Below are 22,420 nucleotides of genomic sequence, written 5' to 3' on the forward strand. Positions count from 1 at the left end.
AAAGGATAGAGGAGCGCGACCTTGAGTAGCGAAATCATCAAAGTTCCCGACATCGGTGGCAGCACCGATGTCGAAATCATCGAGATCCCGGTGAGCGTCGGCGATGTCATTGCCGCCGAAGACACCATGATCACGCTGGAGTCCGACAAGGCCAGCATGGACGTGCCGGCGCCCAAGGGCGGCAAGGTCGTCAAGATCCTGGTCAAGGAGGGCGACACCGTCTCCGAGGGTGACGATATCCTCGAACTCGAGGCGGAAGGCGGCGGCGAGGATGACGCCGGGGCGTCCACCGAAGGCGACGAATCCGCCGCCCAGGATGACGCCGAGTCGAAGAAGGACGACGGCGCGTCCGAAAAGGCCGAGCCGAAGCCGGCTGCCAAGAAGTCCAGCGGCGGCGGTAAGCGCACCGTCGAGGTGAAGGTACCGGATATCGGCGGCAGCGAAGGCGTCGAGATCATCGAAGTCCCGGTCAGCGAAGGCGACGAGATCGGCGAGGAAGACACGCTGATCACGCTGGAGTCCGACAAGGCGTCGATGGACGTGCCGAGCCCCTACAGCGGCAAGATCGTCTCGCTCTCGATCAAGGAGGGCGATAGCGTCTCCGAAGGCGACGTCATCGGTACCATGGAGATCGCCGGTGAAGGCGATGACGAGGCCGAAGAAGACGCGCCGGCCGAAGACGACGCGGCCAGCGACAGCGCCGAGTCCGACACGGCCGAAGACGATGGTGACGCCGAGGCAGAAGAGGCCGAAGCCGGTGGGCGCCAGGAGATTCGCGTGCCCGATATCGGCGGCAGCGATGGCGTCGAGATCATCGAAGTCGCGATCAGCGAAGGCGACGAGATCAACGAGGAAGACACGTTGATCACGCTGGAGTCCGACAAGGCATCGATGGACGTGCCGAGCCCGTTCAAGGGCAAGGTCGTCGAGGTGTCGGTCAAGGAGGGCGACAGCGTCTCCGAGGGCGATCTGATCGGCTATGTCGAGGTGGCTGGCGCCAAGAAGGCGGCGAAGAAGCCGGCTTCCGGCGGCAAGTCTGCCGATGCTGGTGCCAAGCAGGGCGGCGACGCCAAGCCGAGCGCCGACAAGGCCGAGAGCGGCAAGTCGAGCGCTAGCCAGCCCGACAAGCGCACCGAGTACACCGGCGAGCCGAGCCCGGAAGCGCGCGAGAAGCACGGCGACGACAAGACCGCGGGTGCCCACGTGCATGCCGGCCCGGCAGTGCGCAAGCTGGCGCGCGAGCTCGGCGTCGATCTCGGTGAGGTGAAAGGGTCCGGCCCCAAAGGCCGCATCGTGAAAGATGACGTCGACGGCTTCGTCAAGCAGGTGATGAAGACGCGCAAGAGCGGCGGAAGCGCGGCGGCACCGGCTGCGACGGGCGGCGCGGGCATTCCACCGGTGCCGGCTATCGATTTCAGCCAGTTCGGCGAGATCGAAGAGAAGCCGATGAGCCGTCTGATGCGGGCAGGTGCGACCAATCTGCATCGCAGCTGGCTCAATGTGCCTCACGTCACGCAGTTCGACGAGGCCGACATCACCGAGCTGGAAGCCTTCCGCAAGGCAATGAAGGAAGAGGCGCAGCAGCAGGGTGCCAAGCTGACGCCACTGCCCTTCATGATCAAGGCGGCGGCTAAGGCGCTGGAGAAGTTCCCTCAGTTCAACGTCTCGCTGCATCCGGACGGTGACAAGGTCATTCAGAAGAAGTACTTCCACATCGGTGTCGCGGTCGATACGCCGAACGGTCTGATGGTGCCGGTGATCCGCAATGTGGATCAGAAAGGCATCATCGAATTGGCGAAGGAAGTTATCGATCTGGCTGGCCGCGCCCAGGAAGGTAAGCTCAAGCGTGACGAGATGCAGGGCGGTTGCTTTACCATTTCGAGCCTCGGTTCGATCGGTGGCACGGCCTTCACGCCGATCGTCAATACGCCGGAGGTCGCCATCCTTGGGGTCTCCAAGTCGCAGATGAAGCCAGTCTGGAACGGCTCGGAGTTCAAGCCGCGCATGATGTGCCCGCTGTCGCTCTCCTACGATCACCGTGCGGTCAACGGCGCGGACGCGGCGCGCTTCACCGCCTATCTGGCCCAGGTGTTGACGGACATTCGTCGTATCCTGTTCTGATCGAGGCGTCGGCGACGCCAGCGATGGCGTCGTCAACGGGCGGGTCTTCGACCGGCCCCTGACGTGACTTTGGACACCAACGGCTCCTTTGGGGGCCGTTGGTGTTTTTGTGTGTCGAAGGCTTAGTGGACACCGCGTCACGCTGCCGCGGGCAGCGGGGTTAGCCTATCCGAGCCTTGTGTGCCAAGCGGCCGGCAGGTATCGTCTTGAGCCACTGACGGTCTCGTCTGCGTTGGGTCGCCAGCGCCGCACACCGGTCGAAAAAAAGCCGATGTCATTCACGAAGGAGCAGTATCAATGCGTTTGATCCTCTTGGGCGCCCCCGGCGCTGGCAAGGGTACCCAAGCCCAGTTCATCTGCGAGCATTTTCATATTCCGCAGATTTCCACCGGCGACATGCTTCGTGCGGCGGTGAAAGAGGGCAGTGAACTGGGGCTCAAGGTCAAGGAGACCATGAATAGTGGCGGCCTGGTCTCCGACGATCTGATCATCGCACTGGTCAAGGAGCGAATCGCACAGCCCGACTGCGCCAATGGCTTCCTGTTCGACGGCTTCCCGCGCACGCTGCCGCAGGCGGACGCGATGAAGGAAGCCGGCATCAAGCTCGATCACGTGGTCGAAATCGCCGTCAACGACGAGGAGATCGTCAACCGGCTCTCCGGTCGCCGCGTCCACCCGGATTCCGGCCGGGTCTACCACGTCGACTACAAGCCGCCGCAGGAAGAGGGCAAGGACGATGTCACCGGCGAGCCGCTGATCCAGCGCGACGATGACAGCGAGAAGACCGTTCGACACCGCCTTTCCGTCTATCACGATCAGACCGAGCCGCTCGTCGAGTACTACCAGAGCTGGGCGGCCCAGGAGCCAGAAGCCGCGCCGGCCTATCATCGTATTGCCGGTGTCGGCAGCGTCGATGACATCCGCAGCCAGGTGCTCGCCGCGCTCGAGGGCTGATCCTCTCCAACGTTTCCGCTCCGCCGCCCGGCGGAGCGTTCGTTTTGCCATCCCGGAGGCGATATACTCGCCTGCCAACGACCTCCGCCCGGAATTCCCATGCCTACCTTGCTGGCTCTGGATGCTTCGTCGGCCGCCTGCTCCTGCGCGCTGTGGCAGGACGGCGAGCTGTTTCATCGTTTTGACATCGCACCGCGCGAGCATACGCGACTGCTGCTGCCGATGGTCGACGCCGTGCTCGGCGAGGCGAACGTGACGCTGAATCAGCTCGATGCAATCGCCTACGGACACGGGCCGGGCTCGTTCACCGGACTGCGGATTGCGGCCGGCGTCGCGCAAGGGCTCGCTTATGGCGCCGATCTGCCGCTGATGGGTATCTCCACGCTGGAGGCACTGGCACTGGCGGCGCACCGCAAATGGCATGCACGGCACATCGTCGCGGCGCTGGATGCGCGCATGGACGAGATCTATGTCGGTGCCTGGTACTGTCGCGATGGCGAGCTGACCGAGTGTCTTGCACCCTCAGTCATGCCGCCTTCTCGTCTGCGACTGCCGGCAGGTGGCGAAAATCTTGAATGGTTGGGGATAGGCAGCGGTTGGCAACTTTTGTCTAATATACCTGTCGATGTACAGGCTGCATTGCCGCAAACCCTTCCCGACGAATACCCGGCGGCGGAGGATATCGTACGTCTCGCCGCTGCATACTGGGAGCGTGGTGCGCGCGGGGGCGCGCCGCACGAGGCTGTCCCGGTCTATCTGCGCGATGAGGTGGCGTGGCGCAAGGCGTGAACGTCAGAGGCCATCATAGGCGATGGCCTCGTCATATAAGGATACCGACCGACAATGGATGTTTTTCACCTGGCCGCACTGGCCATCATCCAGGGGCTCACTGAATTTCTGCCCATCTCCTCGTCCGCGCATCTCATTCTTCCTTCACAGATACTGGGCTGGTCCGATCAGGGGCTGGCGTTCGACGTAGCGGTGCATATCGGCTCGCTCGGCGCCGTGCTGTTTGCTTTTCGCCACGAAGTCTGGCGAATCCTGCACGCCTGGTTCACGCAGTTCGGCAGCCGCGGGCAGACGCCCGAGAGCCGTCTAGGCTGGGCGATCATCGTCGCCACGATTCCGGCGGTCATCTTTGGGCTGGCGATCGAGGATTGGGTCGAGAGCGCGGGGCGCTCGGTACTGGTGATCGCCACCACAACGGTCGTCTTTGGCGTGCTGCTCGGTGTTGCGGACAAGCGTGGCAGCCGCGTGCAGCCGATCGAAAAGATGACGCTGAAGACTGCGTTGCTGATCGGTCTGGCGCAGGCCATCGCCCTGATTCCCGGCACCTCGCGCTCCGGTATCACCATGACGGCGGCGCTGATGCTCGGATTCACTCGCCAGGCGGCCGCGCGCTTCTCGTTTCTCCTCTCGATCCCCTTGATCCTCGCGGCGGGCTCGCTCAAAGGCCTGGAGCTGGCCCAGTCCGGCACTGCCACGCAGTGGCACGAGATCGCACTCGGCGTCGTTTTCTCGTTCGTGGCGGCCTGGCTCTGCATCAAGCTGTTTCTGGCGGCGCTCGACAAGATCGGCATGATGCCGTTCGTCGTCTACCGCATTCTGCTGGGTATCGCACTGTTCGTCTGGGCGACATGAGTTCTCCCGACGACTCGGTGCTCAACTCATCCGCGCTGATCGTGGTCGGCGAGCCGCTGCAGGGGCTTGCCGAGCGCTACGGTTTGCCGTGGCAGGCGTCGGCGACGGCCGGCGGGCTGGCATTGCAGGTGGGCGATCATGGCCTGGAAATCGCCGGCGATCCGGCGATCTACGGGCACCCGGTGCGGGCCGATTTCGTTGGCGGGGCCGCGGCGCACCGACGGCGTTTCGGCGGCGGGCGAGGACAGTTGATCGCCAAGGCGTGCGGTTTCGGCAAGGGGATCGTGCCACAGGTCGTCGACGCCACGGCGGGGCTCGGTCGCGATGCGTTCGTGCTTGCGTCGCTGGGAGCGCCAGTGCTGATGGTCGAACGCGTGGCGGCAATCCACGCGCTGCTGGCCGATGCCTTATCGCGTGCCAGCAGCGACGTCGAGATTGCCGAGATTCTGACGCGGCTCTCGCTGAGTCACGCCGACAGCGCCTCCGGTCTCCCGGCTGCGGTCGCCAGCTGGCAATACGCGCCGCAGGTCGTTCATCTCGACCCGATGTTTCCCCATCGCGACAAGTCGGCGCTGGTGAAGAAGGAGATGCGGCTTTTTCGTGAGCTTGCCGGCGAGGATGGCGACGCGCCGCGTTTGCTCGAGGCAGCGCTGGACATCGCCACTCACCGCGTCGTGGTCAAGCGCCCGCGCAAGGCGCCGCCGATCGAGGGTCCGGCACCGCAGCACGTGATCGGAGGCAAGACCAGCCGATATGACCTCTACGTGCATCGCTCATTGAAAGGCGCCTGAGCGTGCCTGCTCGACCGCTGGCGACGACTCAGGCGTTGCCGGTGCGTCCTACTGCCGTTTGAGCGTCATGTCGGCACCGGAAGGCATGGCCTGCATGCCGGTATCCAGCACTTCCAGGTCGCCGTTGTCTAACGGACGCAGATAGTAGATGGTATTCCCGCCGGCGCCCTTGAGTTCGTAGACGATGGGCAATTGCTGGGGGCCTGCGCCCTCGAGTACCAGATAGTTGCCCTTGGTCACCATCGGCTCCGCACTCTTGCCCTGATACAGGCTTCTCAGCACATAGGCGCCACCAGTGTCGTCCATGTTCATCATCTGCAGGTCGACGTTGATACCGGAGCAATCCGCGCAGGGTAGTACCCCTTCATACTCTCCGGCGGCCTTCTCGTAGGGGGAGGGCGGTGTGCTCGAGCAAGCGCTCAAGGCCATGCCGAGAACCAGGCCCAATGCCAGCGAGCGGGCGGGTGCGATTGACCGTCCATGCATTTTCATAGCCCTTTCCTTCATTAGAAAAGTTGGATAAACCCTCGGCTCCAGTATAGGCGGTGTGCCGTCAAGCGAGCCGTTACCCGACTTTTTGACGAAAGACGATGGCCGGCGCCGGACTCAGCTAGCGCCGAGAAGAGGAAGCCATAGCGCCAGTGCGACGAGGGTGGTCAGCAGCACAGGCGGCGTGATCAGCAGGCCAACCTTCATGTATTGCCCCCAGCCGATGCGATGTCCTTTGCCCGCCAGCACGTGCAGCCACAACAGCGTTGCCAGGCTGCCGATCGGCGTGAACTTGGGGCCGAGATCGTTGCCGATCACGTTGGCGTAGATCATCAGCTCGCGGATCAGTGGCGGCACTTGCGCGTGATCGATCGCGAGTGCGCCGACCAGCGTTGCCGGCATGTTGTTCATCACCGAGGCGAGCAGCGCACTGGCAAAGCCGGTGCCGACCGTCGCGACCAGCGCTCCCCGGTGACCCAGCCACTCCAGCCCATGAACGACCAGGTCGGTCAGCCCTGCATTGCCAAGCCCATAGACCACTAGGTACATGCCGATCGAGAACCATACGATCTGCCACGGGGCGTTCTTCAGCGCATGTCCGACCGATACCTGGGCGCCCCGGCCGCGCGACCACCAGCGCCCGGCAATCACGATCAGCACCAGCGCGGCGGAGCCGGTCACCACGGCGATCGGGATCGCCCACGCTGCCGTCACGAAATAGGCCGCGAGCAGCAGGGCGAGCAGCGGGAAGGCAGCCCGGAAGACGAGCGGATCGCGAATCGCCGAGCGCGGCGTATCCAGAGCGTCCAGCGCGTAGCGTCGCGGCACGCGGCGGCCGAAGGCGAGCCAGAGCACGCCCAGCGTCGCCGCCAGCGAGACCAGGTCGACCGGGACCATGACCGCGGCATAGCGCGAGAAGGAGATCTCGAAGAAGTTGGCGCTGACGATGTTGACCAGGTTCGAGATCACCAGCGGCAGGCTGGTGGTATCGGCCACGAAGCCGGTCGCGATGATGAAGGCCAGCGCGGCGACGGGCGAGAAGTCGAGTCGTACGAGAATCGCCAGTACGATCGGTGTCAGCAGCAGTGCCGCACCGTCGTTGGCGAAGAAGGCGGCGATGATCGCGCCCAGCATCACCACCAGCGGGAACAGCAGGTGCCCACGGCCGTTGCCCCAGCGGGCGACGTGCAGAGCGGCCCAGGCGAAGAATCCCGCTTCGTCCAGAATCAGCGAAATGATGATCAGGGCGACGAAGGTGAAGGTGGCGTCCCAGACGATGTCCCAGACAACGCCGACATCGCTCCAGCCGACCACGCCGGTCACCAGCGCCAGCAGGGCGCCGCCCATGGCGCTCCAGCCGATGCCGAGCCCTCGCGGCTGCCAGATCACCAGAATCAGCGTTGCGATGAAAATCGCCAGTGCCAGCATGCTCGCTCCCTGAAGGTTCGGTCGTTGCCCTGATCGGGGCGGTGTAAAACTGCGTCATTGCCGACGAGTGTCTCGATATCGATCGGCTCGAGATGGGCCATGACGACATTCGGCAGGGACTCGGCAAGCGTGCCCTGAAGATCAGCGGGACTATCGTGTGAGGAGTGGTTCACGTCTTTGCCTCCGGGGCGTGAACGGTCTCGCCATCTTCCTTGGTGAAACTCGCCACCGGATTGGCCAGCAGTGCGAAAACTTTCTCCGACGGGCGGCACAGTGCCGCGCCCTTGTCGGTCACCACGATAGGCCGGTTGATCAGGATCGGATGCGCGAGCATCGCATCGATCAGTGCATCGTCGCTCAACGCCGGGTCGTCGAGCCCGAGTTCCTCGAACGGCGTTCCCTTGCGGCGTAATAGATCGCGCGGCGAGAGTGCCATCGCCGTCAGCAGTGCTTCCAGTCGTTCACGATCCGGGGGTGTTTCGAGGTAGTGGATCACGTCGGGCGTTTCTCCCGAGGCTTCGATCATGGCCAAGGTGTCGTGACGTGCCGCAGGCGGGGTTGTGGTAGATCACGGGATTCATGAGTTGTCTCCTCGGCGCTGCTTGGTTGGGCCGCAGGCGCCCATCGGCAGGGTGAGCCTGTCGCACACTTCGGGATGGCCGGCGCAGCAGTCGCTGACCAGAAAGCCGATCAGCTCGCCCATCTCGGCCAAGTTTGCGCGATAGATGATCGAGCGACTCCGACGCTGCGACGCGATCAGCCCGGCACGGGCGAGCACGGCCAAGTGCGCCGACATCGTGTTGTGCGGCACGGCTAACCGGCGAGCGATCTCGCCAGCCGCCAGCCCGGTCGGTTCATGGCGAATCAGCAGGCGAAAGGCGTCGAGACGCGTCTGCTGGGAGAGCGCGGCGAAGCTGTCGATGGCATTTTGAGTTTCCATGTGTCCAAGATTATGGATATGTCTGGCGTGCGGCAAGAGAGACTTTTCGAGAAGCGAGAAGCGAAACGAGGTAAAGGGAATCGGCGTTTACAAGGCGAGGAGCGAATTCTGGACTTTGTCGGAACGCCAGGTGCCGGCTACGCTCAAGTGTGCTGCGGGAGCAACCCGCTAAGCCGTAGACACTGTCAAGGAGATCGACATGTACGAAGATCAGGTCAAAGGACGTACCGAAGAACTCAAGGGTCATGCCCAGGAAGCGGCAGGTCGCTTCACCGAAGATGACGACATGCGCAGTGAAGGCAAGGCGCGTCAGGTTGCCGGCAAAGTGCAGGCCAACTATGGCGAGACGCTCGACAACGTGCGCGAGGCGACCGTCAAGAACCCGATCAGCGCGCTGGCGATCGCCGGCGGCGTGGGTGTTTTCCTAGGTATCCTGCTCGGGCGGCGCTAAGGAAACACTGCATAAATGTCTGCGCGAGCGAATCGCTGCGTTGCGTGGTACTCGAACACTCGCCTAACCCCATGTTATTTCTCGTGTTCTGTGTTCCATGCGCCTTGCACTTCATCTCGCTCGTCGATTTATTCAGCGCTTCCCTAAGCGTCGGTGATTCGGCCCCATGGTGGCTCCGCGCGAGCCGCCATTCCGTGTCAAGGCTTGGCCCGCTCGGCCTTTCTCGTCTTCATCTTTTCCTGTCTCGCCATTCTCCTGTCCCGCTACTCTCCTGGTCCGCAGCTTGCGCCTGCTCCTCCTCATTGGCCCGCTGCCACAGCGATGACATGGCCGCTCGGTGCGGTGACATCGAGAGAGTTTCACAGTTGACGTGAAAAATACTTGAGGCCAGCCTTTTGGAAAGCGATCATCTGCGCCCTCACGCCTTGCCGTCTCGAGGCGCGAACCAAGACCGGGGTGGCATCGGGTCGGGGTGCGCTAGGCCGTCAGCTCCATGGAGATGACGGACCGCAAGTTGCCCACTACCGATAAGACCTTACTAACGTTGACTTTTCCCGATCTGGAATCGAATTCATGAGCAAAGTCCTGATTATTGGCGCCGGTGGCGTCGGCGGCGTCGTCACGCACAAGTGCGCGCAGCATCCTGAGGTTTTCACCGAGATCTGTCTCGCCAGCCGCAACGAGGCCAAGTGCAAGGCAATTGCCGAGCAGCTGCCGCGATCCATTCAGACCGCCAGCGTCGATGCCGATGATGTCGATGCCCTGGTCGCGTTGATCGAGTCGTTCAAACCGGACGTGCTGATCCATGTGGCGCTGCCGTATCAGGATTTGACCATCATGGAAGCGTGCCTGCGCACGGGCGTGCCGTATCTCGACACCGCCAACTACGAGCATCCCGATGAGGCGAAGTTCGAATACAAGGAGCAGTGGGCGTTCCAGGAGCGCTACCAGAAGGCCGGTAACATGGCCACGCTGGGTTGTGGCTTCGATCCGGGCATGACCAATATCTACTGCGCCTATGGCCAGAAGAACCTGTTCGACGAGATCCACCGAATCGACATTCTCGATGCCAACGGTGGCGATCACGGCTATCCGTTCGCGACCAACTTCAATCCAGAGATCAACATTCGCGAGATCACCGCGAACGGTCGCTACTGGGAGAAGGGCGAGTGGGTCGAGACCGCGCCGCTGGCCGAAAAGCGCAAGTTCGATTTCGACGGCATCGGCGAGAAGGACATGTACCTCCTCTATCACGAGGAGCTCGAGTCGCTGGCACAGAACATCAAGGGCATCGAGCGCATTCGCTTCTGGATGACCTTCTCCGAGAAGTACATCACTCACCTCAAGGTGCTCGAGAACGTCGGCATGACCAGCATCGAGCCGATCAACGTCAATGGCGCCGAAGTTTCGCCGCTGCAGTTCCTGAAGTCGGTGCTGCCTGACCCGGCATCGCTCGGCCCGCGTACCAAGGGCAAGACCAATATCGGCGTCATCCTCGACGGCATCAAGGACGGCAAGCGGCGCAAGGTCTACATCTACAACATCTGCGATCACGAGCAGTGCTACGCCGAGGTGAAGTCCCAGGCGATTTCCTACACCACCGGCGTGCCGGCGGTGACGGGCGCGATGTTGATGCTGGAAGGAATCTGGAAGGGCGAGGGCGTTTTCAACGTCGAGCAGCTCGATCCGAACCCGTTCATGGAGCGCATCGGCGAGATGGGGCTGCCGTGGCAGATGGTCGAGCTCGATCCTGAATCCGATCCGCTGGCCTGACCGATGGCTGACAGCGACATGCCATTCGACATCGGAGCCTGCCCGTCGCCGGCCTACGTGGTCGACGACGCGCTGCTGATTCGGAACCTCGAACTGCTCGCCCGCGTGCAGGCTGAGAGCGGCGCGAAGATTCTGCTGGCGCTGAAGGGCTTCGCCATGTGGGATACGTTCCCGCTGGTCAGCCGTTATCTGGTCGGCACCACGGCCAGCGGGCAGGACGAAGCGCGTCTCGGCGCGGAAACGTTCGGCGGCGAGGTGCACTGCTATTCGCCGGCATACACCGCGCCCGAGATGGATGTGGTGCTGCGCTACGCGGATCACTTGAGTTTCAACTCGCCCGGCCAGTGGCGCTACTTCCGCCAGACGGTGGAAGCGTCGCCGCGGCGCGTCTCGTGCGGGCTACGGGTCAACCCGGAGCACTCCACGGGCGAGGTCGCGCTCTACGACCCCTGTGCGCCGGGGTCGCGTCTCGGAACCCGCCTGGCACAGCTTGGCCCTGACGATCTCGAGGGCCTGGAGGGGCTGCACTTCCACACGCTGTGTCAGCAGAACAGTGATGCGCTGGAAGCGACGCTGGCTGCGTTCGAGGCGAAGTTCGGTGGTTATCTCGGCCAGATGCGCTGGGTCAATTTCGGTGGCGGCCACCACATCACGCGTCCGGATTATGATGTCGCGCGGCTGATTCGCCTGATCCGCGATTTCAAGGCGCGCTATCCGCACCTGGACATCTATCTGGAGCCGGGAGAAGCGATCGCGCTCAATACCGGATTTCTGGTCGCCACGGTGCTGGATATCGTCGATAACGATGGCCCCATCGCGATTCTGGACACGTCCGCGACGGCGCACATGCCGGATGTGCTGGAGATGCCGTATCGTCCAGAGATCATCGGTGCGGGCGAGCCAGGGGAGAAGGCGCACACCTTCAAGCTCGGCGGCACGACCTGCCTGGCAGGTGACGTGATCGGCGATTACTCGTTCGATGCGCCGCTCCAGATCGGCGATCGGCTGATGTTCACCGACATGGCGCACTACACCATGGTCAAGACCACGACGTTCAACGGCATCCGCTTGCCTTCGATCTGTCGTGTCGACGCTGCAACCCGCGCGGTGCGCACGGTCAGAAGCTTCGGCTATGTGGACTACATGCAGCGGCTCAGTTGACCCGCCCTTGATCGCCAAACGATGCCCCGCTTAGGCGGGGCATTTTTTATTCAGGATAAATAAAAGCGAATGATCGAAAAGATCCGACGTGCAAAAGTGGCTGGATCTGGCCGTGGCAAAGTGTTTCGGTTTGTCCGTTAATATCGAATACGCTATTGGTTGATCTCGATAACTCGATATCAAGAGCCTCATTAGTTCAGTATTTCAGAAGCTTTATTCTTTAACCCACGATATCAACCTGCAAAGTAGCACCGATTTTTCAAATGAATCTCGCCTAATTCCACTGGCATTTCTGACAAACCCGGCTACGCGAAATCCCTTTCAATAGTTTAAAAACGGCCTTTGTCGATGGATCGCCATGAATTGACCACTCATGGCATCGCTGAGAATGTTACAGCGTTCTTTCCCGGTTTTGCGCATATGGTGATGGTGATCTAACGTTCTCTCCGGCGGGCATCGTCTGTCCCGGCAGACGGTTTCCGGCATTAAAGACCGGTGACACGATTTCTGTTAACGGAATCGGATTGAAGTGCTCTTCCTCGGGAAAGACTTCGTCGCCAGATCATTGCGAGAGTTCGCGTTATCTCGTCAACCCAAGGAGTGGATACGACATGGCAAATTCCCAGAACAGCACCGTTACTTATCATGCCGTCAGCCAGGACGCTGCCGAGGCAGTGATTGCTGCGGGCATGACATCTGCCAAGGAGATCGGCTCACCGATCTCGATCGCCGTGGTTGACCCCGGCGGTTGGCTGGTCAGCTTTCGCCGTATGGACAAGGGCGTCGCTGGCGGCGTGGATGGCGCCATCGAGAAAGCCCGCTCCTCCGCGAAATTCCAGTCGTCTCTGGCGGATTTCGAGAAGCTGGCGGACAAGCAAAGCTATATCGGCAACTTGCCCGGTCTGATTCCGCTGGGCGGCGCCGAGCCGCTCACCGTTGACGGTGAGTTCGTCGGCGCCGTGGCCGTCTCCGGCGCCACGGAAGATGTCGAACAGAAAGTCGCAGAAGCGGCTGCAAAGCACTTCAACAGCTAAGTTGTTGCTCTGGCGTTCTGGGGGAGCGAGCTGCACCGGCCTCCAGTCGCCTCGTAGCTATAAAACACCGGTGGGCAGCGTTGCGTTGCAGGAGCCGTCGACCGCGTTGTCGATGGCTTTCGGTCGAGCTCATGTCCCGCAACCGCTTGCTCCATGCTCGCGTTCAGCAACCATGAAGAGATAAAGCGGCGGCGATGACGGAGCGTTCCGTCATCTCGCCGCTTTTCCGTGAGTGGGTTTCGAATTTGCGCAAACGCTTCTACCGGAAAAAGTTCCAGTCAAGAGATAGCTCATGGATCGACATATTAGAGGTATCGAACATGTGGGCGTCACAGTGCCCGACATGAAGCAGGCCGAGGATTTTTTTCATGCTGCGTTCGGCGCGACGGTGATGTACCGAACGCTGGAAAAGCAGGAAGGAAACGTCCCCGGGTACAAAGTAGGGCCGGTCAATAGCCTGCCGACCGACGATGAAATCCGGGCGATTTCGATGTTGCGATTGGGCAACGGCGCGAATATCGAGCTTTTCGAAATGTTGATGCCCACGCGCGACAAGGCACCGATCATTACCGATATGGGGGTGACGCATTTCTCGATCTACGTCGACGACCTGGAAGCTATCGCGGGCCGTGCGCGTGAGGCAGGTGCCACGTTGATGGAAGGGCCGGCTGACACCTTTGCCCAGGAAGGCGGTGAGGGAAATCGAAACTGGTTTTTGAAGACCCCGTGGGGGAGTCTTGTCGAACTCATCACGCTACCGTCTCCAATGACTTACGATTCTGAAGAGAGTCCGCAGCGGGTGTTGCCAATTCCGCTCTAGATATTGGCGGCAGGACATTCAAAAAAGGCCGCCACTGGGGAGGTGGCGGCCAACAGGCTTGGACGATCGAAACTACTCAAGAGACCTTGCTCTGACCCGAGCCGACGCGGGGCGTAGAGGCGACTGCTTTCGAGGTAGACCTTGCATCGCGCCCACTACCATCGACTCGCTGAGCACTGCAGTTGGTGCAGCGCCACTGCCGATGCTCGTAGGGACCTGCGGCAACATAGAACTCGCTGAAGCCGCAGAGGTGGCAGCCACCACTGAGTCTGACGCGACTCACGCGCTGCGACGGCCTGCCATGGCCGAATCGCCCTGCCAACCATTCTCGCGTGCCATCTGAAGAATCAGGCTCCGCGACATGTTGAGTGCCTGCACGTGATAGCCAGCGGCGTGCCGGTCTTCGAAGTGGCCACATGTGTCGAGGAACTCGCCGCACTCTTCGCAGTGGATCTCGTCCCATTCGTGGTGGGTATCCGGCGCGGTCGCCTGAGTGCAACCGCAGCGTGTGCAAGTGATCTGGAATTTCATGTTGAACCTCCCTGGCGCTGGACTTTGACCTTCCGTGGTTAATTTCCAATCGGCTTGGGGGCCGAGGCGTTGCCTCGAGGCCACATCGACAACATGACACATCTTCAAAACTTGTACAAAGACATTTTTATGTACAGTTCATGAACGGTCAGCCGCCTGGCCGAGATTCTGAGGAGATGCGAATAGATAGTCCGGTGCCGACCGTTCCGACGTCGGCTGTTTCGGCGTCCCGGGGCTCGGCTATTTCCTCGTCCCGGGTCTCGGCTATTTCCTCGTCCCGGGTCTTGACTATAGTCAATGGTCGAAGGCCCGCCGCGGTCGCCGTGCCGCTGGCGAGGTCCCGTCCGCTCCGAATCAGACTACTGACAAGGAAAGTCGATATGCCGAATCCACCGCATCTGTCGCGTCGCCAAATACTTGCCGGTATGGCCGCCGGTACCGGAAGCCTTGCGCTGGGAGGTCCGCTGGCCTCCGCTAGCGCGAGTGCCGCCGAGCCGCCTCGGGGGCTGGGGCCCGTGTGGAAGATCGAGCAAGCCACCATCATTACCATGGACGATGCCAGCAACGACCTGACTCGCGGCGACATTCTCGTGCGCAATGGCGTTATCGAGCAGATCGCCCCGCAGATCGACGCGCCCGATGCAGAGATCATCGACGGCCGACACCGCATCGCCTTCCCCGGGTTGATCGATGCGCACAACCATATGTGGCAGACCCAGATGCGCGGCATGTTCGGTCAGCGGCCCGGCAATCTCTTCTTCCCGCTGACGCGTGAGCTGGACGATGCGTTTCGCCCGGAAGATGTCGCCATCAGCGAGCAGATGTCGGCGTTCGAGAATGCGGCTTCCGGAATCACCACCAGTAATGATTTTTTCGACAATAACCGCTCGCCCGAATACGCCGAGGCCGCGCTCAATGCGTTGGCGGGGTCGCCGATTCGCACGCGGCTGCTCTACGGTAACCGCAGTAAGACCGCGACGGACGGTATCGACCTCGAACATCTCGGCCGGTTGCAGGATAGCTGGGGGCAACGCGCCGGACGAGATCGTCTGATGCTGGGCATGGCATGGCGCCTGCCCAAGAATCTCGAGGATGAAGCGGCCATGACGATGAAGCGCCGCGAGTTCGAATTCGCCCGGGAACGCGGTCTCCCGACGGCCGTTCACGTCAGTGGCGAGCAGCACCATGCCATGTTCCAGGCGCTGATCGATGGTGGCTATCTCTATCCGGGCCTGCAGGTCATTCATGCCACGGATGCCAAAGCGGCGCACCTCCAGGCGCTCAAAGACTCGGGCGCCAGCCTGGCGCTGTCGCCGTTGACCGAACACCGGGTTGCCTACGGTCTGACGCGCTACTCGCACTTTGTCGACGTGCCGCGTCTCGGGCTGGGAATTGACGGCAATGGCCTGGCAGGCTCGGCTGACATGTTCGATACGATGCGTCTGATGGCGATGACCGAGATCGGCGCAAGCCACGATCAGACCGCGATCGATACGCGGCGGCTGTTCTCGATGGCGACCAGCGGCGCGGCGGAATCGATGGGAATCAGCGATCGTGTGGGGTCGCTCACACCTGGCAAACAGGCAGATATCGCGATGGTCGATACGCGTGCGCTCAATCTGGGTATGACGGGGGACGATCCGGTCACGCTGCTGATTTTCTGCGCCAAACCGGAGAACGTCGAGTTCGTGAGCGTCGGTGGACGCGCCGTTAAACGGGAAGGGCAGCTGCTGGACCTGAACCTCGATCAGATGCTGGGCCAAGTCGCACGCTCCATCGAGCATCTGCAGCAGGCAAGAAGGGCGCTGGCGTCCTGAGCCTCCGGGGGCCAGTTCTCCGAATCGGGATATTGGACGTCCCGATACATATTGAAACAAATGTGTCGAGTCGGGTTGATGTAGATCAACTTAACTGATGCCAAAGAGGTTCACAGTAGTCAAACGGTGCCAGGGAGGCATCGCACAGGGATGAAAGCCGCAGGACGTGGCCTCACAAGGATGCATGGCAGGGAGCCATGGCAAGTCAGCAAGGAACCCGCAGCGCTTGGAGGGGCCGGCCAACCGGCCCCTCTTCTTCGCTGTGCTTTCACTTCGCCTTGCCTCCATCTTCGTTTCGTCTCTATCTTCGCTTCGTCTCTATTCTTCGCTTCGCTACTGGCGATTCTCCCCTCTAAGGTTAGTGTGGCTCGCCACGCTCGATCATCGGTCGTCTTCTCGGCTGATAGGGAGCGGTCAGCCCACCGCACTACCGCGTTCGTCTCGACACAGGTTATGGCGATGCATCAAGCTGGCCTCTATCGTGACGCGCTCACCCCAGCGGAATCTTCGACGCCATGGAATGGTTGACCGAGAACAGCCGAGCCATCTCGGCCGTGACCAGCATCTGCACGCTATTCGTCTGGATCTTCTACGCCCAGATTCTCTACCGCAACTTCGCGCGGACGCGACGCCCACGGATCATCATCAATCGCGGCCAGGGCGACGATCTGACGGCGCTGTGCCTGATCAGCAACATGAGCTCAGAACCGATTTTCCTCGAGCACATCATTGCCACCTTGCACACCAGCCAAGGCATGTATACCCAGGACATGATCGATTACGAGGCCGAGCATCAGCAGGATGAAGGTCAGCAGTCCGACGGCGAAGACGGTCAACGAAGCTCCCGCTATCGTTCTAGCCAGGGTCCGATGCTCTCCGGTAGCTTCAGTCACATCGACACTTTTCAGCAGATCCTGCGACGTCTCTGCCGCACGCACGAGATCGCGCTGAAAGGGGACGCCCCCACCGGCGAGCTGTCGTTCCAGTTTCTCGATATTCGTGTCGTTGCTATCTACGGAAGCGAAGATCATCCGGTCGGTGCCGCGCGTCGGTTCAAGCTGCAGACCATGGACGACGGTCGCCATACGCTGGCACCGGTCTCGTTGGATACCAAACGCTACGCCAACCGGCTCCAGCGCTGGCGAGTCAGACAATGGATTCGCCAGCTGGATCGCTGATTCGCCTGCCGCCCTTCGGGGCCTCTCACCGGTGACCGCAGGCGTGGCTCGAGCTTCTGGCAGAACTCTTTTGCCACCGAGCCCCCGTTATCGCGTTCACTGCCACAGCGTCTACCGCCATCGCGTTCACTGCCGTAGAGAAAGCACTCGTGGGAACGTTTGCTCAGGGTGCCAGTCTTATCCTCACCGCAGAATCCATTCACGTCGAAGGGTAGGGGAGAGTGTCATGGCCACCACGCAGGAAGAAGATCGGCTGATCGACGGCCTGTTCGATCGTCTCGAACAGGCCGAGAGCGCGACCGGGGAACGTGACAGCGATGCCGAGGCGCGCATTCGCTCGCGCCTCGAGCGTCAACCGCACGCACCCTATTACATGGCGCAGACCATTCTGATCCAGGAGGAGGCGTTGAAACGACTCAACGAGCGAGTCGAGAAAATCGAGCGTGAAGCCGGTTCGCCCGCCAGCGGGGGATTCCTGGCCGGACTGTTCGGCGCGGGCGAATCGTCTCCTTCCCGTCGACCCTCGACGCCTGCCGATAGCGGAAGGTTCGGTGATCGGGCGGCACGAGAAACGCCGCGCGCAGAAGTCGGTAATGCTTTGCGTGGCTCGTCGCGCAGTGGCGGATTTCTCGGTGGCGCCCTGCAGACCGCGGCCGGCGTTGCCGGTGGCGTCGTGATGGGACACATGCTGATGGATCTGTTCGGTGCCGGTAACGACACGGATGCCATCGAAGAGAATTTCGTCGAACCGGAAGATGCAGACTTTGATCAGCCGGTTGACGATGGTGGCGATTTCGATGATTTTGGTGACGATTTTCTGTGAAGTTCGAGATTGCGCAAGTCGCAAGTCATCGTGTGACAGTAGAGGTCATCTGCAGCGTATGACTCACGCTAATTTTTAATAGCCGAGTAATTTGTAACCTCGACCAACCGCGATGTCGGTTATCGTGGATTGCAGGCAAAGTCAGCGCGATGACCGATAACTACGGCAAAGCCGCCGAGGGAGGTGGCGCGTCACTTCCGAGGCTGGGCGGACGTTTCTTGAGCCGTGCGGAAAGGCTCGCTCACGAGGCGGCTACAACAGGTTTTGTCATTGTCAATCGAGCATCGGATCTTTTCGCCACCAGTCAATACTACGGTCTCTATAATGGTGATATCGCGCAGGAAATCTGCCGTCCATTATGCTGAAACATTTTTTCTGAAGAGCAGGAACGGTTCGCGTTGCTTGGACCATGGTCCGGTCATGAGTTAGCAAACAGGAAGTCGCCATCGATGTCGCAACTTTCGGAACAAGTTACGCCTGCTTTCTTGTGCCGAAACTCTGCCATGAATCTTCCTTCGATAAAGCCCGACAAGTATGTGCCAATCCGGCTTTCGTATACCCGTGGTTTCTCTTCAATAGACGGGACGCCTATCGCGTCGGCTGAAATTTCTTCCTAGCTGCCATTTTTGTCTTCCTGTTTTGTAACATTTTCAGGCTTAAGAACTTTTATCGGGTTGTATTTTCTGGGGATACGAGGCTACGTTGTCTGTACACCTCTGCGGGTCTCGATATCCGACAGTGATCACCCCGAATTCGAGAGGGAAAACCGATGGGCCAGTGGCTAACATCCAACAGTGCAGCAATCTCGGCGGTAACGGCCATATGCACGTTGTTTGTCTGGCTTTTTTACGCACAATTGCTCTATTTGAACTTCAAACGCCAACGCCAGCCCAAGATCATTATCAACCGCGGTGCGGGAAGGGGCCTCGATTCGCGTTGTGTCATCAGCAACATGAGTCCGGAGCCCATTTTCATCGAGCATTTGATCGTCGTGATCGATTCCGATAAAGGAGCCATTTCTCAGGATTTGATCGACCTTGAGCAGGGAAACCATCGGGACACAGGAGAGGGATTCAGCAACCTCGAGGAAGTCACGCGCCAGGGGCCAATGCTGTCGGGTAGCTACAGCCACATCGGTACGTTCTCCGATATTCTTGACCGTGTACTGCGCTATCACCAGCTTTCCGCCGGCCAGGTTCAAGTCTCCGATGACAGAACGCTGCGCAGTCTCGAGCTTCGGATCATCGCCATCTACGGCAGTGAAGACAAGCCTGTGGGAGCATCGAGATCCTTTGAAATCTCGGCGAGCGATAGCGAGATCGTCCTGACACCGAAATCGATCGATACGCGACGATATGCCTCGCGGTTGAAGCGATTGAAGGTACGGCGGTGGATTCGTGAACTAGATGTGTCCGGATAGCGTTCGATCGCGCTGACCGAGGCCGGATTCGCCAAGCGAGATTGAAGCCTTGGATCGAAGGTCCTGCACTTGGCCCCGTGCGCCACCTTATGCGACACGCTGCCGATCATCAGGCCCCTGAAGTCGCTCAGGCCTCGACTTCTCATCACGATGGCATTCATATTTGAGCGCTCGGCCTCTGCCATGATCACCCCGGCGGGCGAGCCGACCCGGACGAGTTAGTCCCATTCGTTACCGTAGTCGGGACAATTTCGGTTTCGGGCGACGGCTTCCTCGAGGAGTTTATGGCCCTCCTCCAGCGTCGTCTCGGCCGCCGCGGCCTGAATCGCCGCCGCCACGGTCAGCACTCGCCTCGTGGTAGGTTGGGGTAGGGGCCCCGCACATGCAGCAGATGAAGTTTGCCCTGAACCGGCGCCGCTAGCTGGCAGGCGACCTGAAGCGCGGCGTGCGAGTCTTTCCAACCATCGATGGGAACCAGCAGTGATTTGAACATGGCGCGCACCTCGATAGGAGAGGAATCGATGAAGCGAACGGCTTCCGAGGTCGAGCGTAAGTGCGCTACCGATTCATCATTTGATCTACATCAAGAACCGGGCGATCCGCCGTACACAGCCGAGAGCTTGCCTGAAGAGAGTGAGCATCCGGCTGACAGGGCCAGGCGGTGCTGTACCGTGAGTTCGGTAGTCCGCGGTAGGGGGTTAATATTCCTACGCTAACTATAGTTAATTTCCTACAAAATCTGCCGATAACGGAGTAGCGGCGGCACGGGCCGTTAGACTTTTTCGGCCCGGCTCCATGAAGTCCTTGCGAACGTGCTAAGGGCGCCGCGGGAGACACTCAGCGACCTCTCCAAGATCAACGAGATGTTGTTGGGTAACCGAGTCAAGATCACGGCAGAACAGCGCGACCGTAATCCGGAATCCGCTCGCAAGACGGTGCAGGAAGTGGCCGAGAACGACGCCATCCTCGATGCGGCGTGGGCCGATTACTATCCGCGCCGGATTGCCAGCGATCAGGAACGGCAGATCGCGGATGACTTCGCTGCTTCCCTGCAGCGCCTCCGAGCGGGCGTGGAATCGCTGAATACCGCGATGATCGGTAACGACTTCGAGGCGGCTCGGCAGATCGCCACGACGACGCTACGGGCTGAGTATGCAAAGGCTCTGGGTGCCATCAACGAGCTGATCCAGCGTAATAGCGCGCAGGCCGCCGATGCCTTCTCGGGCGCTGTCTCACAGTACGAAACGACTCGCGATATTGTCATCGGTGTGGCCATTGTGGCGGTGCTGCTGGGCATTTTCCTGGCGTGGTGGCTCGTTCGCGGCATCATGACGCCGCTGGGCAAGGCGCAGGAATTGGCGATCGCCATGGCGGAGGGCCGTCTCGATAACAAAATCGATATCACCTGCAAGGACGAGTTCGGCGACATGCTTCGCTCGCTGCAGTCGATGGAAGAGAGCTTCTCTCGCGTCGTCATGGCTGTTCGCAACAACGCAGAGTCTGTGAATATCGCTGCGGACGAAATTGCCCAGGGTACCGACGACTTGAGTCGGCGCACTCAGGAGCAGGCAGCGAGCTTGGAGCAGACGGCGGCCTCGATGGACGAGATCACCTCGACGGTACGGCAGAACGCGGAGAATGCCGGCGAAGCCGATCGACTGGTCAACGAGGTCAGCCGCCAGGCGAATGCCGGCGGTGCCGTGGCCAGTGAGGCCGTCGAGGCAATGAACGGCATCAACGCTTCCAGTCGCAAGATCGCGGGAATCGTCGGTCTCATCGACGAAATTGCCTTCCAGACGAACCTGCTCGCGCTAAATGCTTCCGTCGAAGCGGCGCGCGCCGGCGAACAGGGACGCGGTTTTGCCGTCGTCGCCAGTGAAGTTCGCAACTTGGCCGGCCGCAGTGCCGAGGCGGCGAAGGATATCAAAGCGCTGGTGGAAGAAAGTATTCAGCAAGTCGGTCACGGGTCTGACCTGGTCAATCGGGCTGGAAAAACGCTCAAGGATATCGTCGAGGGTGTCCAGCGTGTGACCCAACTGGTCAGCGAGATAGCCGTAGCGAGCAAGGAGCAGTCTCAAGGAATCGATCAGGTCAATACTGCCGTTTCGCAAATGGACGGTGTGACCCAGCAGAACGCCAGCCTGGTCGAGGAATCCAGTGCCGCCAGTCGGTCGCTGCAAAAGCAGGCGGGCGCTCTCTTGAAAGAAGTCTCGTTCTTTCGCGGTGCGGAAACGGGAACGCCACCGTCCGCATTGCCGCCGCTTGTCGCCTCCCAGCCGGCCGTCGGCCAGAAGGTTCAGCGCCCGCGGGGCGAGCGCAGTGCCAAGCCGGTCGAAAGCGAGGAGTGGGAAGCTTTCTGAAAACGTGCGCGTTCGATCGTACGGCTTGATAGCGTCCCCCGACGGGGGCGCTTTTTTGTGCCTTGCCATCCACCCGCCGGACTACCTGTGGCGTCAAAAGCCGGGCCCGACGGTTTGTCCGATTCCGGCAGCGAGCATTGCTGTCAAAAGCGACAGTTTTTCGCCGAATTTAATCACACTCTCCCTATCGTATTGCTGATAGATTCGTTTTCTCTGATCAATGCCGATCGCCCCCCGAGGCTTCCGGCAGGCTTGAGTCACATTCCAGGAGAACAGGTTGTCCGTCGATCGGAATCTTTCGGAGAGCGAGCAGCAAAAGCTGTCGGCTCTCGGCGCTGAGCGCCTGATGCAGCTCGGCCCTAACCAGTCACTGGATAGCCTGACCAAGCTGCTATGCCAGTTGCTCAGCGCGCCTACAAGCCTGGTCACGCTGCTCGGGCCAGAGCGTCAATGGATCAAGGCGAGCCACAATTTCACACTAACCGAGACGCCGGTCGACACCGCCATCTGCCGACGCACCGTCGAGCGTAACGAGTTGACCATCATCGAAGATACCGCGCTCGATGAAGAGTACCGCGACAGCGCGCTGGTGGTCGCCGCGCCTCACATTCGCTTTTACGCCGGTGCCCCGTTGAAAACGCCCGAAGGCAGGGCATTCGGCTGCATGTGCGTGATTGGCTACGAGCCG

The 22,420-nt window shown here is 60.8% G+C and carries 23 protein-coding genes and 1 pseudogene; 17 read left to right on the top strand and 7 right to left on the bottom strand.

Annotated features, from left to right (window positions below):
• Nucleotides 1-21: 21 nt before the first annotated feature.
• The 5 genes from aceF (at nucleotide 22) to IE125_RS11320 (ending at nucleotide 5,507) form a co-directional block, all read left to right on the top strand.
• The gene (gene aceF, locus IE125_RS11300; RefSeq protein ID WP_189444750.1) at nucleotides 22-2,121 is read left to right on the top strand and encodes a pyruvate dehydrogenase complex dihydrolipoyllysine-residue acetyltransferase; all 2,100 of its coding nucleotides are present in this window, start codon (nucleotides 22-24) and stop codon (nucleotides 2,119-2,121) included.
• A 297-nt stretch (nucleotides 2,122-2,418) separates the two neighbouring features.
• The gene (gene adk / locus IE125_RS11305) at nucleotides 2,419-3,075 is read left to right on the top strand and encodes an adenylate kinase (protein WP_189444751.1); all 657 of its coding nucleotides are present in this window, start codon (nucleotides 2,419-2,421) and stop codon (nucleotides 3,073-3,075) included.
• Between the two features lie 99 nt (nucleotides 3,076-3,174).
• The gene (gene tsaB, locus IE125_RS11310; RefSeq protein ID WP_189444752.1) at nucleotides 3,175-3,864 is read left to right on the top strand and encodes a tRNA (adenosine(37)-N6)-threonylcarbamoyltransferase complex dimerization subunit type 1 TsaB; all 690 of its coding nucleotides are present in this window, start codon (nucleotides 3,175-3,177) and stop codon (nucleotides 3,862-3,864) included.
• A 54-nt stretch (nucleotides 3,865-3,918) separates the two neighbouring features.
• Nucleotides 3,919-4,716, top strand: coding sequence for an undecaprenyl-diphosphate phosphatase (locus tag IE125_RS11315; protein ID WP_189444753.1), 798 nt, complete (start codon nucleotides 3,919-3,921; stop codon nucleotides 4,714-4,716).
• Complete coding sequence (locus IE125_RS11320; RefSeq protein WP_189444754.1) at nucleotides 4,713-5,507, top strand: class I SAM-dependent methyltransferase; 795 nt, start codon at nucleotides 4,713-4,715, stop codon at nucleotides 5,505-5,507. Before IE125_RS11315 ends, IE125_RS11320 begins: the two co-directional genes overlap by 4 nt.
• Nucleotides 5,508-5,555: 48 nt before the next feature.
• Here IE125_RS11320 and IE125_RS11325 read toward each other — a convergent pair whose 3' ends face one another.
• From IE125_RS11325 to IE125_RS11340, 4 genes are all read right to left on the bottom strand, one after another.
• On the bottom strand, nucleotides 5,556-5,999 hold the full coding sequence (locus IE125_RS11325; protein WP_189444755.1) for a copper resistance protein NlpE N-terminal domain-containing protein: 444 nt from the start codon (nucleotides 5,997-5,999) through the stop codon (nucleotides 5,556-5,558).
• Nucleotides 6,000-6,113: 114 nt separating this feature from the next.
• Nucleotides 6,114-7,424, bottom strand: coding sequence for an arsenic transporter (locus tag IE125_RS11330; protein WP_189444756.1), 1,311 nt, complete (start codon nucleotides 7,422-7,424; stop codon nucleotides 6,114-6,116).
• A 169-nt stretch (nucleotides 7,425-7,593) separates the two neighbouring features.
• On the bottom strand, nucleotides 7,594-7,950 hold the full coding sequence (locus tag IE125_RS11335; RefSeq protein WP_189444757.1) for an arsenate reductase family protein: 357 nt from the start codon (nucleotides 7,948-7,950) through the stop codon (nucleotides 7,594-7,596).
• 51 nt (nucleotides 7,951-8,001) lie between these two features.
• Complete coding sequence (locus tag IE125_RS11340) at nucleotides 8,002-8,364, bottom strand: ArsR/SmtB family transcription factor (RefSeq protein ID WP_189444758.1); 363 nt, start codon at nucleotides 8,362-8,364, stop codon at nucleotides 8,002-8,004.
• Nucleotides 8,365-8,563: 199 nt separating this feature from the next.
• Here IE125_RS11340 and IE125_RS11345 point away from each other — a divergent pair, with 199 nt between their 5' ends.
• The 5 genes from IE125_RS11345 (at nucleotide 8,564) to IE125_RS11365 (ending at nucleotide 13,603) form a co-directional block, all read left to right on the top strand.
• Nucleotides 8,564-8,815: a CsbD family protein gene (locus IE125_RS11345; protein ID WP_189444759.1), complete on the top strand. Its 252-nt coding sequence runs from the start codon at nucleotides 8,564-8,566 to the stop codon at nucleotides 8,813-8,815.
• Between the two features lie 573 nt (nucleotides 8,816-9,388).
• Complete coding sequence (locus tag IE125_RS11350; RefSeq protein ID WP_189444760.1) at nucleotides 9,389-10,588, top strand: saccharopine dehydrogenase family protein; 1,200 nt, start codon at nucleotides 9,389-9,391, stop codon at nucleotides 10,586-10,588.
• 18 nt (nucleotides 10,589-10,606) lie between these two features.
• Entirely contained in the window at nucleotides 10,607-11,749 is a 1,143-nt protein-coding gene (gene nspC, locus IE125_RS11355; protein WP_229809059.1) for a carboxynorspermidine decarboxylase, read from the top strand.
• Between the two features lie 611 nt (nucleotides 11,750-12,360).
• Nucleotides 12,361-12,783 (top strand): GlcG/HbpS family heme-binding protein, encoded by a 423-nt coding sequence (locus IE125_RS11360; protein WP_189444762.1) that lies wholly within the window; start codon nucleotides 12,361-12,363, stop codon nucleotides 12,781-12,783.
• Nucleotides 12,784-13,075: 292 nt separating this feature from the next.
• Nucleotides 13,076-13,603 (top strand): VOC family protein, encoded by a 528-nt coding sequence (locus IE125_RS11365; RefSeq protein WP_189444763.1) that lies wholly within the window; start codon nucleotides 13,076-13,078, stop codon nucleotides 13,601-13,603.
• Between the two features lie 279 nt (nucleotides 13,604-13,882).
• Here IE125_RS11365 and IE125_RS11370 read toward each other — a convergent pair whose 3' ends face one another.
• Nucleotides 13,883-14,134, bottom strand: coding sequence for a hypothetical protein (locus IE125_RS11370; RefSeq protein WP_189444764.1), 252 nt, complete (start codon nucleotides 14,132-14,134; stop codon nucleotides 13,883-13,885).
• Nucleotides 14,135-14,514: 380 nt separating this feature from the next.
• Here IE125_RS11370 and IE125_RS11375 point away from each other — a divergent pair, with 380 nt between their 5' ends.
• From IE125_RS11375 to IE125_RS11395, 5 genes are all read left to right on the top strand, one after another.
• Nucleotides 14,515-15,951, top strand: a complete 1,437-nt coding sequence (locus tag IE125_RS11375; protein WP_189444765.1) for an amidohydrolase family protein — start codon at nucleotides 14,515-14,517, stop codon at nucleotides 15,949-15,951.
• A 515-nt stretch (nucleotides 15,952-16,466) separates the two neighbouring features.
• Entirely contained in the window at nucleotides 16,467-17,129 is a 663-nt protein-coding gene (locus tag IE125_RS11380; RefSeq protein WP_189444766.1) for a hypothetical protein, read from the top strand.
• A gap of 226 nt (nucleotides 17,130-17,355) precedes the next feature.
• A complete protein-coding gene (locus tag IE125_RS11385) occupies nucleotides 17,356-17,952 on the top strand; it encodes a DUF2076 domain-containing protein (RefSeq protein ID WP_189444767.1) in 597 nt (198 codons plus the stop codon).
• Nucleotides 17,953-18,101: 149 nt separating this feature from the next.
• Entirely contained in the window at nucleotides 18,102-18,317 is a 216-nt protein-coding gene (locus IE125_RS11390) for a hypothetical protein (RefSeq protein ID WP_189444768.1), read from the top strand.
• A gap of 404 nt (nucleotides 18,318-18,721) precedes the next feature.
• Nucleotides 18,722-19,372, top strand: coding sequence for a hypothetical protein (locus tag IE125_RS11395; protein ID WP_189444769.1), 651 nt, complete (start codon nucleotides 18,722-18,724; stop codon nucleotides 19,370-19,372).
• Nucleotides 19,373-19,449: 77 nt separating this feature from the next.
• On the opposite strand, the pseudogene IE125_RS19440 reads toward IE125_RS11395, so the two are convergent.
• Together IE125_RS19440 and IE125_RS19310 are read right to left on the bottom strand one after the other, a co-directional pair.
• A pseudogene (locus IE125_RS19440) lies at nucleotides 19,450-19,575 on the bottom strand (universal stress protein); the annotation flags it as partial.
• Nucleotides 19,576-19,712: 137 nt separating this feature from the next.
• Nucleotides 19,713-19,865: a universal stress protein gene (locus IE125_RS19310; protein WP_189444770.1), complete on the bottom strand. Its 153-nt coding sequence runs from the start codon at nucleotides 19,863-19,865 to the stop codon at nucleotides 19,713-19,715.
• 370 nt (nucleotides 19,866-20,235) lie between these two features.
• On the opposite strand from IE125_RS19310, the gene IE125_RS11410 reads away from it, so the two are divergent.
• Together IE125_RS11410 and IE125_RS11415 are read left to right on the top strand one after the other, a co-directional pair.
• Nucleotides 20,236-21,732, top strand: a complete 1,497-nt coding sequence (locus IE125_RS11410) for a methyl-accepting chemotaxis protein (protein ID WP_189444771.1) — start codon at nucleotides 20,236-20,238, stop codon at nucleotides 21,730-21,732.
• Between the two features lie 277 nt (nucleotides 21,733-22,009).
• A partial coding sequence (locus tag IE125_RS11415; RefSeq protein ID WP_189444772.1) for a GAF domain-containing protein occupies nucleotides 22,010-22,420 on the top strand: 411 nt, incomplete at its 3' end.

Source organism: Salinicola rhizosphaerae, assembly GCF_014652715.1.
Lineage (GTDB): Bacteria > Pseudomonadota > Gammaproteobacteria > Pseudomonadales > Halomonadaceae > Salinicola > Salinicola rhizosphaerae.

Bases quoted from the DNA above. Each gene is read 5' to 3' on its own strand.
- adk (WP_189444751.1), top strand. From the start codon at position 2,419: ATGCGTTTGATCCTCTTGGGCGCCCCCGGCGCTGGCAAGGGTACCCAA.
- tsaB (WP_189444752.1), top strand. From the start codon at position 3,175: ATGCCTACCTTGCTGGCTCTGGATGCTTCGTCGGCCGCCTGCTCCTGC.
- IE125_RS11315 (WP_189444753.1), top strand. From the start codon at position 3,919: ATGGATGTTTTTCACCTGGCCGCACTGGCCATCATCCAGGGGCTCACT.
- IE125_RS11320 (WP_189444754.1), top strand. From the start codon at position 4,713: ATGAGTTCTCCCGACGACTCGGTGCTCAACTCATCCGCGCTGATCGTG.
- IE125_RS11325 (WP_189444755.1), bottom strand. From the start codon at position 5,999: ATGAAAATGCATGGACGGTCAATCGCACCCGCCCGCTCGCTGGCATTG.
- IE125_RS11330 (WP_189444756.1), bottom strand. From the start codon at position 7,424: ATGCTGGCACTGGCGATTTTCATCGCAACGCTGATTCTGGTGATCTGG.
- IE125_RS11335 (WP_189444757.1), bottom strand. From the start codon at position 7,950: ATGATCGAAGCCTCGGGAGAAACGCCCGACGTGATCCACTACCTCGAA.
- IE125_RS11340 (WP_189444758.1), bottom strand. From the start codon at position 8,364: ATGGAAACTCAAAATGCCATCGACAGCTTCGCCGCGCTCTCCCAGCAG.
- IE125_RS11345 (WP_189444759.1), top strand. From the start codon at position 8,564: ATGTACGAAGATCAGGTCAAAGGACGTACCGAAGAACTCAAGGGTCAT.
- IE125_RS11350 (WP_189444760.1), top strand. From the start codon at position 9,389: ATGAGCAAAGTCCTGATTATTGGCGCCGGTGGCGTCGGCGGCGTCGTC.
- nspC (WP_229809059.1), top strand. From the start codon at position 10,607: ATGCCATTCGACATCGGAGCCTGCCCGTCGCCGGCCTACGTGGTCGAC.
- IE125_RS11360 (WP_189444762.1), top strand. From the start codon at position 12,361: ATGGCAAATTCCCAGAACAGCACCGTTACTTATCATGCCGTCAGCCAG.
- IE125_RS11365 (WP_189444763.1), top strand. From the start codon at position 13,076: ATGGATCGACATATTAGAGGTATCGAACATGTGGGCGTCACAGTGCCC.
- IE125_RS11370 (WP_189444764.1), bottom strand. From the start codon at position 14,134: ATGAAATTCCAGATCACTTGCACACGCTGCGGTTGCACTCAGGCGACC.
- IE125_RS11375 (WP_189444765.1), top strand. From the start codon at position 14,515: ATGCCGAATCCACCGCATCTGTCGCGTCGCCAAATACTTGCCGGTATG.
- IE125_RS11380 (WP_189444766.1), top strand. From the start codon at position 16,467: ATGGAATGGTTGACCGAGAACAGCCGAGCCATCTCGGCCGTGACCAGC.
- IE125_RS11385 (WP_189444767.1), top strand. From the start codon at position 17,356: ATGGCCACCACGCAGGAAGAAGATCGGCTGATCGACGGCCTGTTCGAT.
- IE125_RS11390 (WP_189444768.1), top strand. From the start codon at position 18,102: ATGACCGATAACTACGGCAAAGCCGCCGAGGGAGGTGGCGCGTCACTT.
- IE125_RS11395 (WP_189444769.1), top strand. From the start codon at position 18,722: ATGGGCCAGTGGCTAACATCCAACAGTGCAGCAATCTCGGCGGTAACG.
- IE125_RS19310 (WP_189444770.1), bottom strand. From the start codon at position 19,865: ATGTTCAAATCACTGCTGGTTCCCATCGATGGTTGGAAAGACTCGCAC.
- IE125_RS11410 (WP_189444771.1), top strand. From the start codon at position 20,236: ATGTTGTTGGGTAACCGAGTCAAGATCACGGCAGAACAGCGCGACCGT.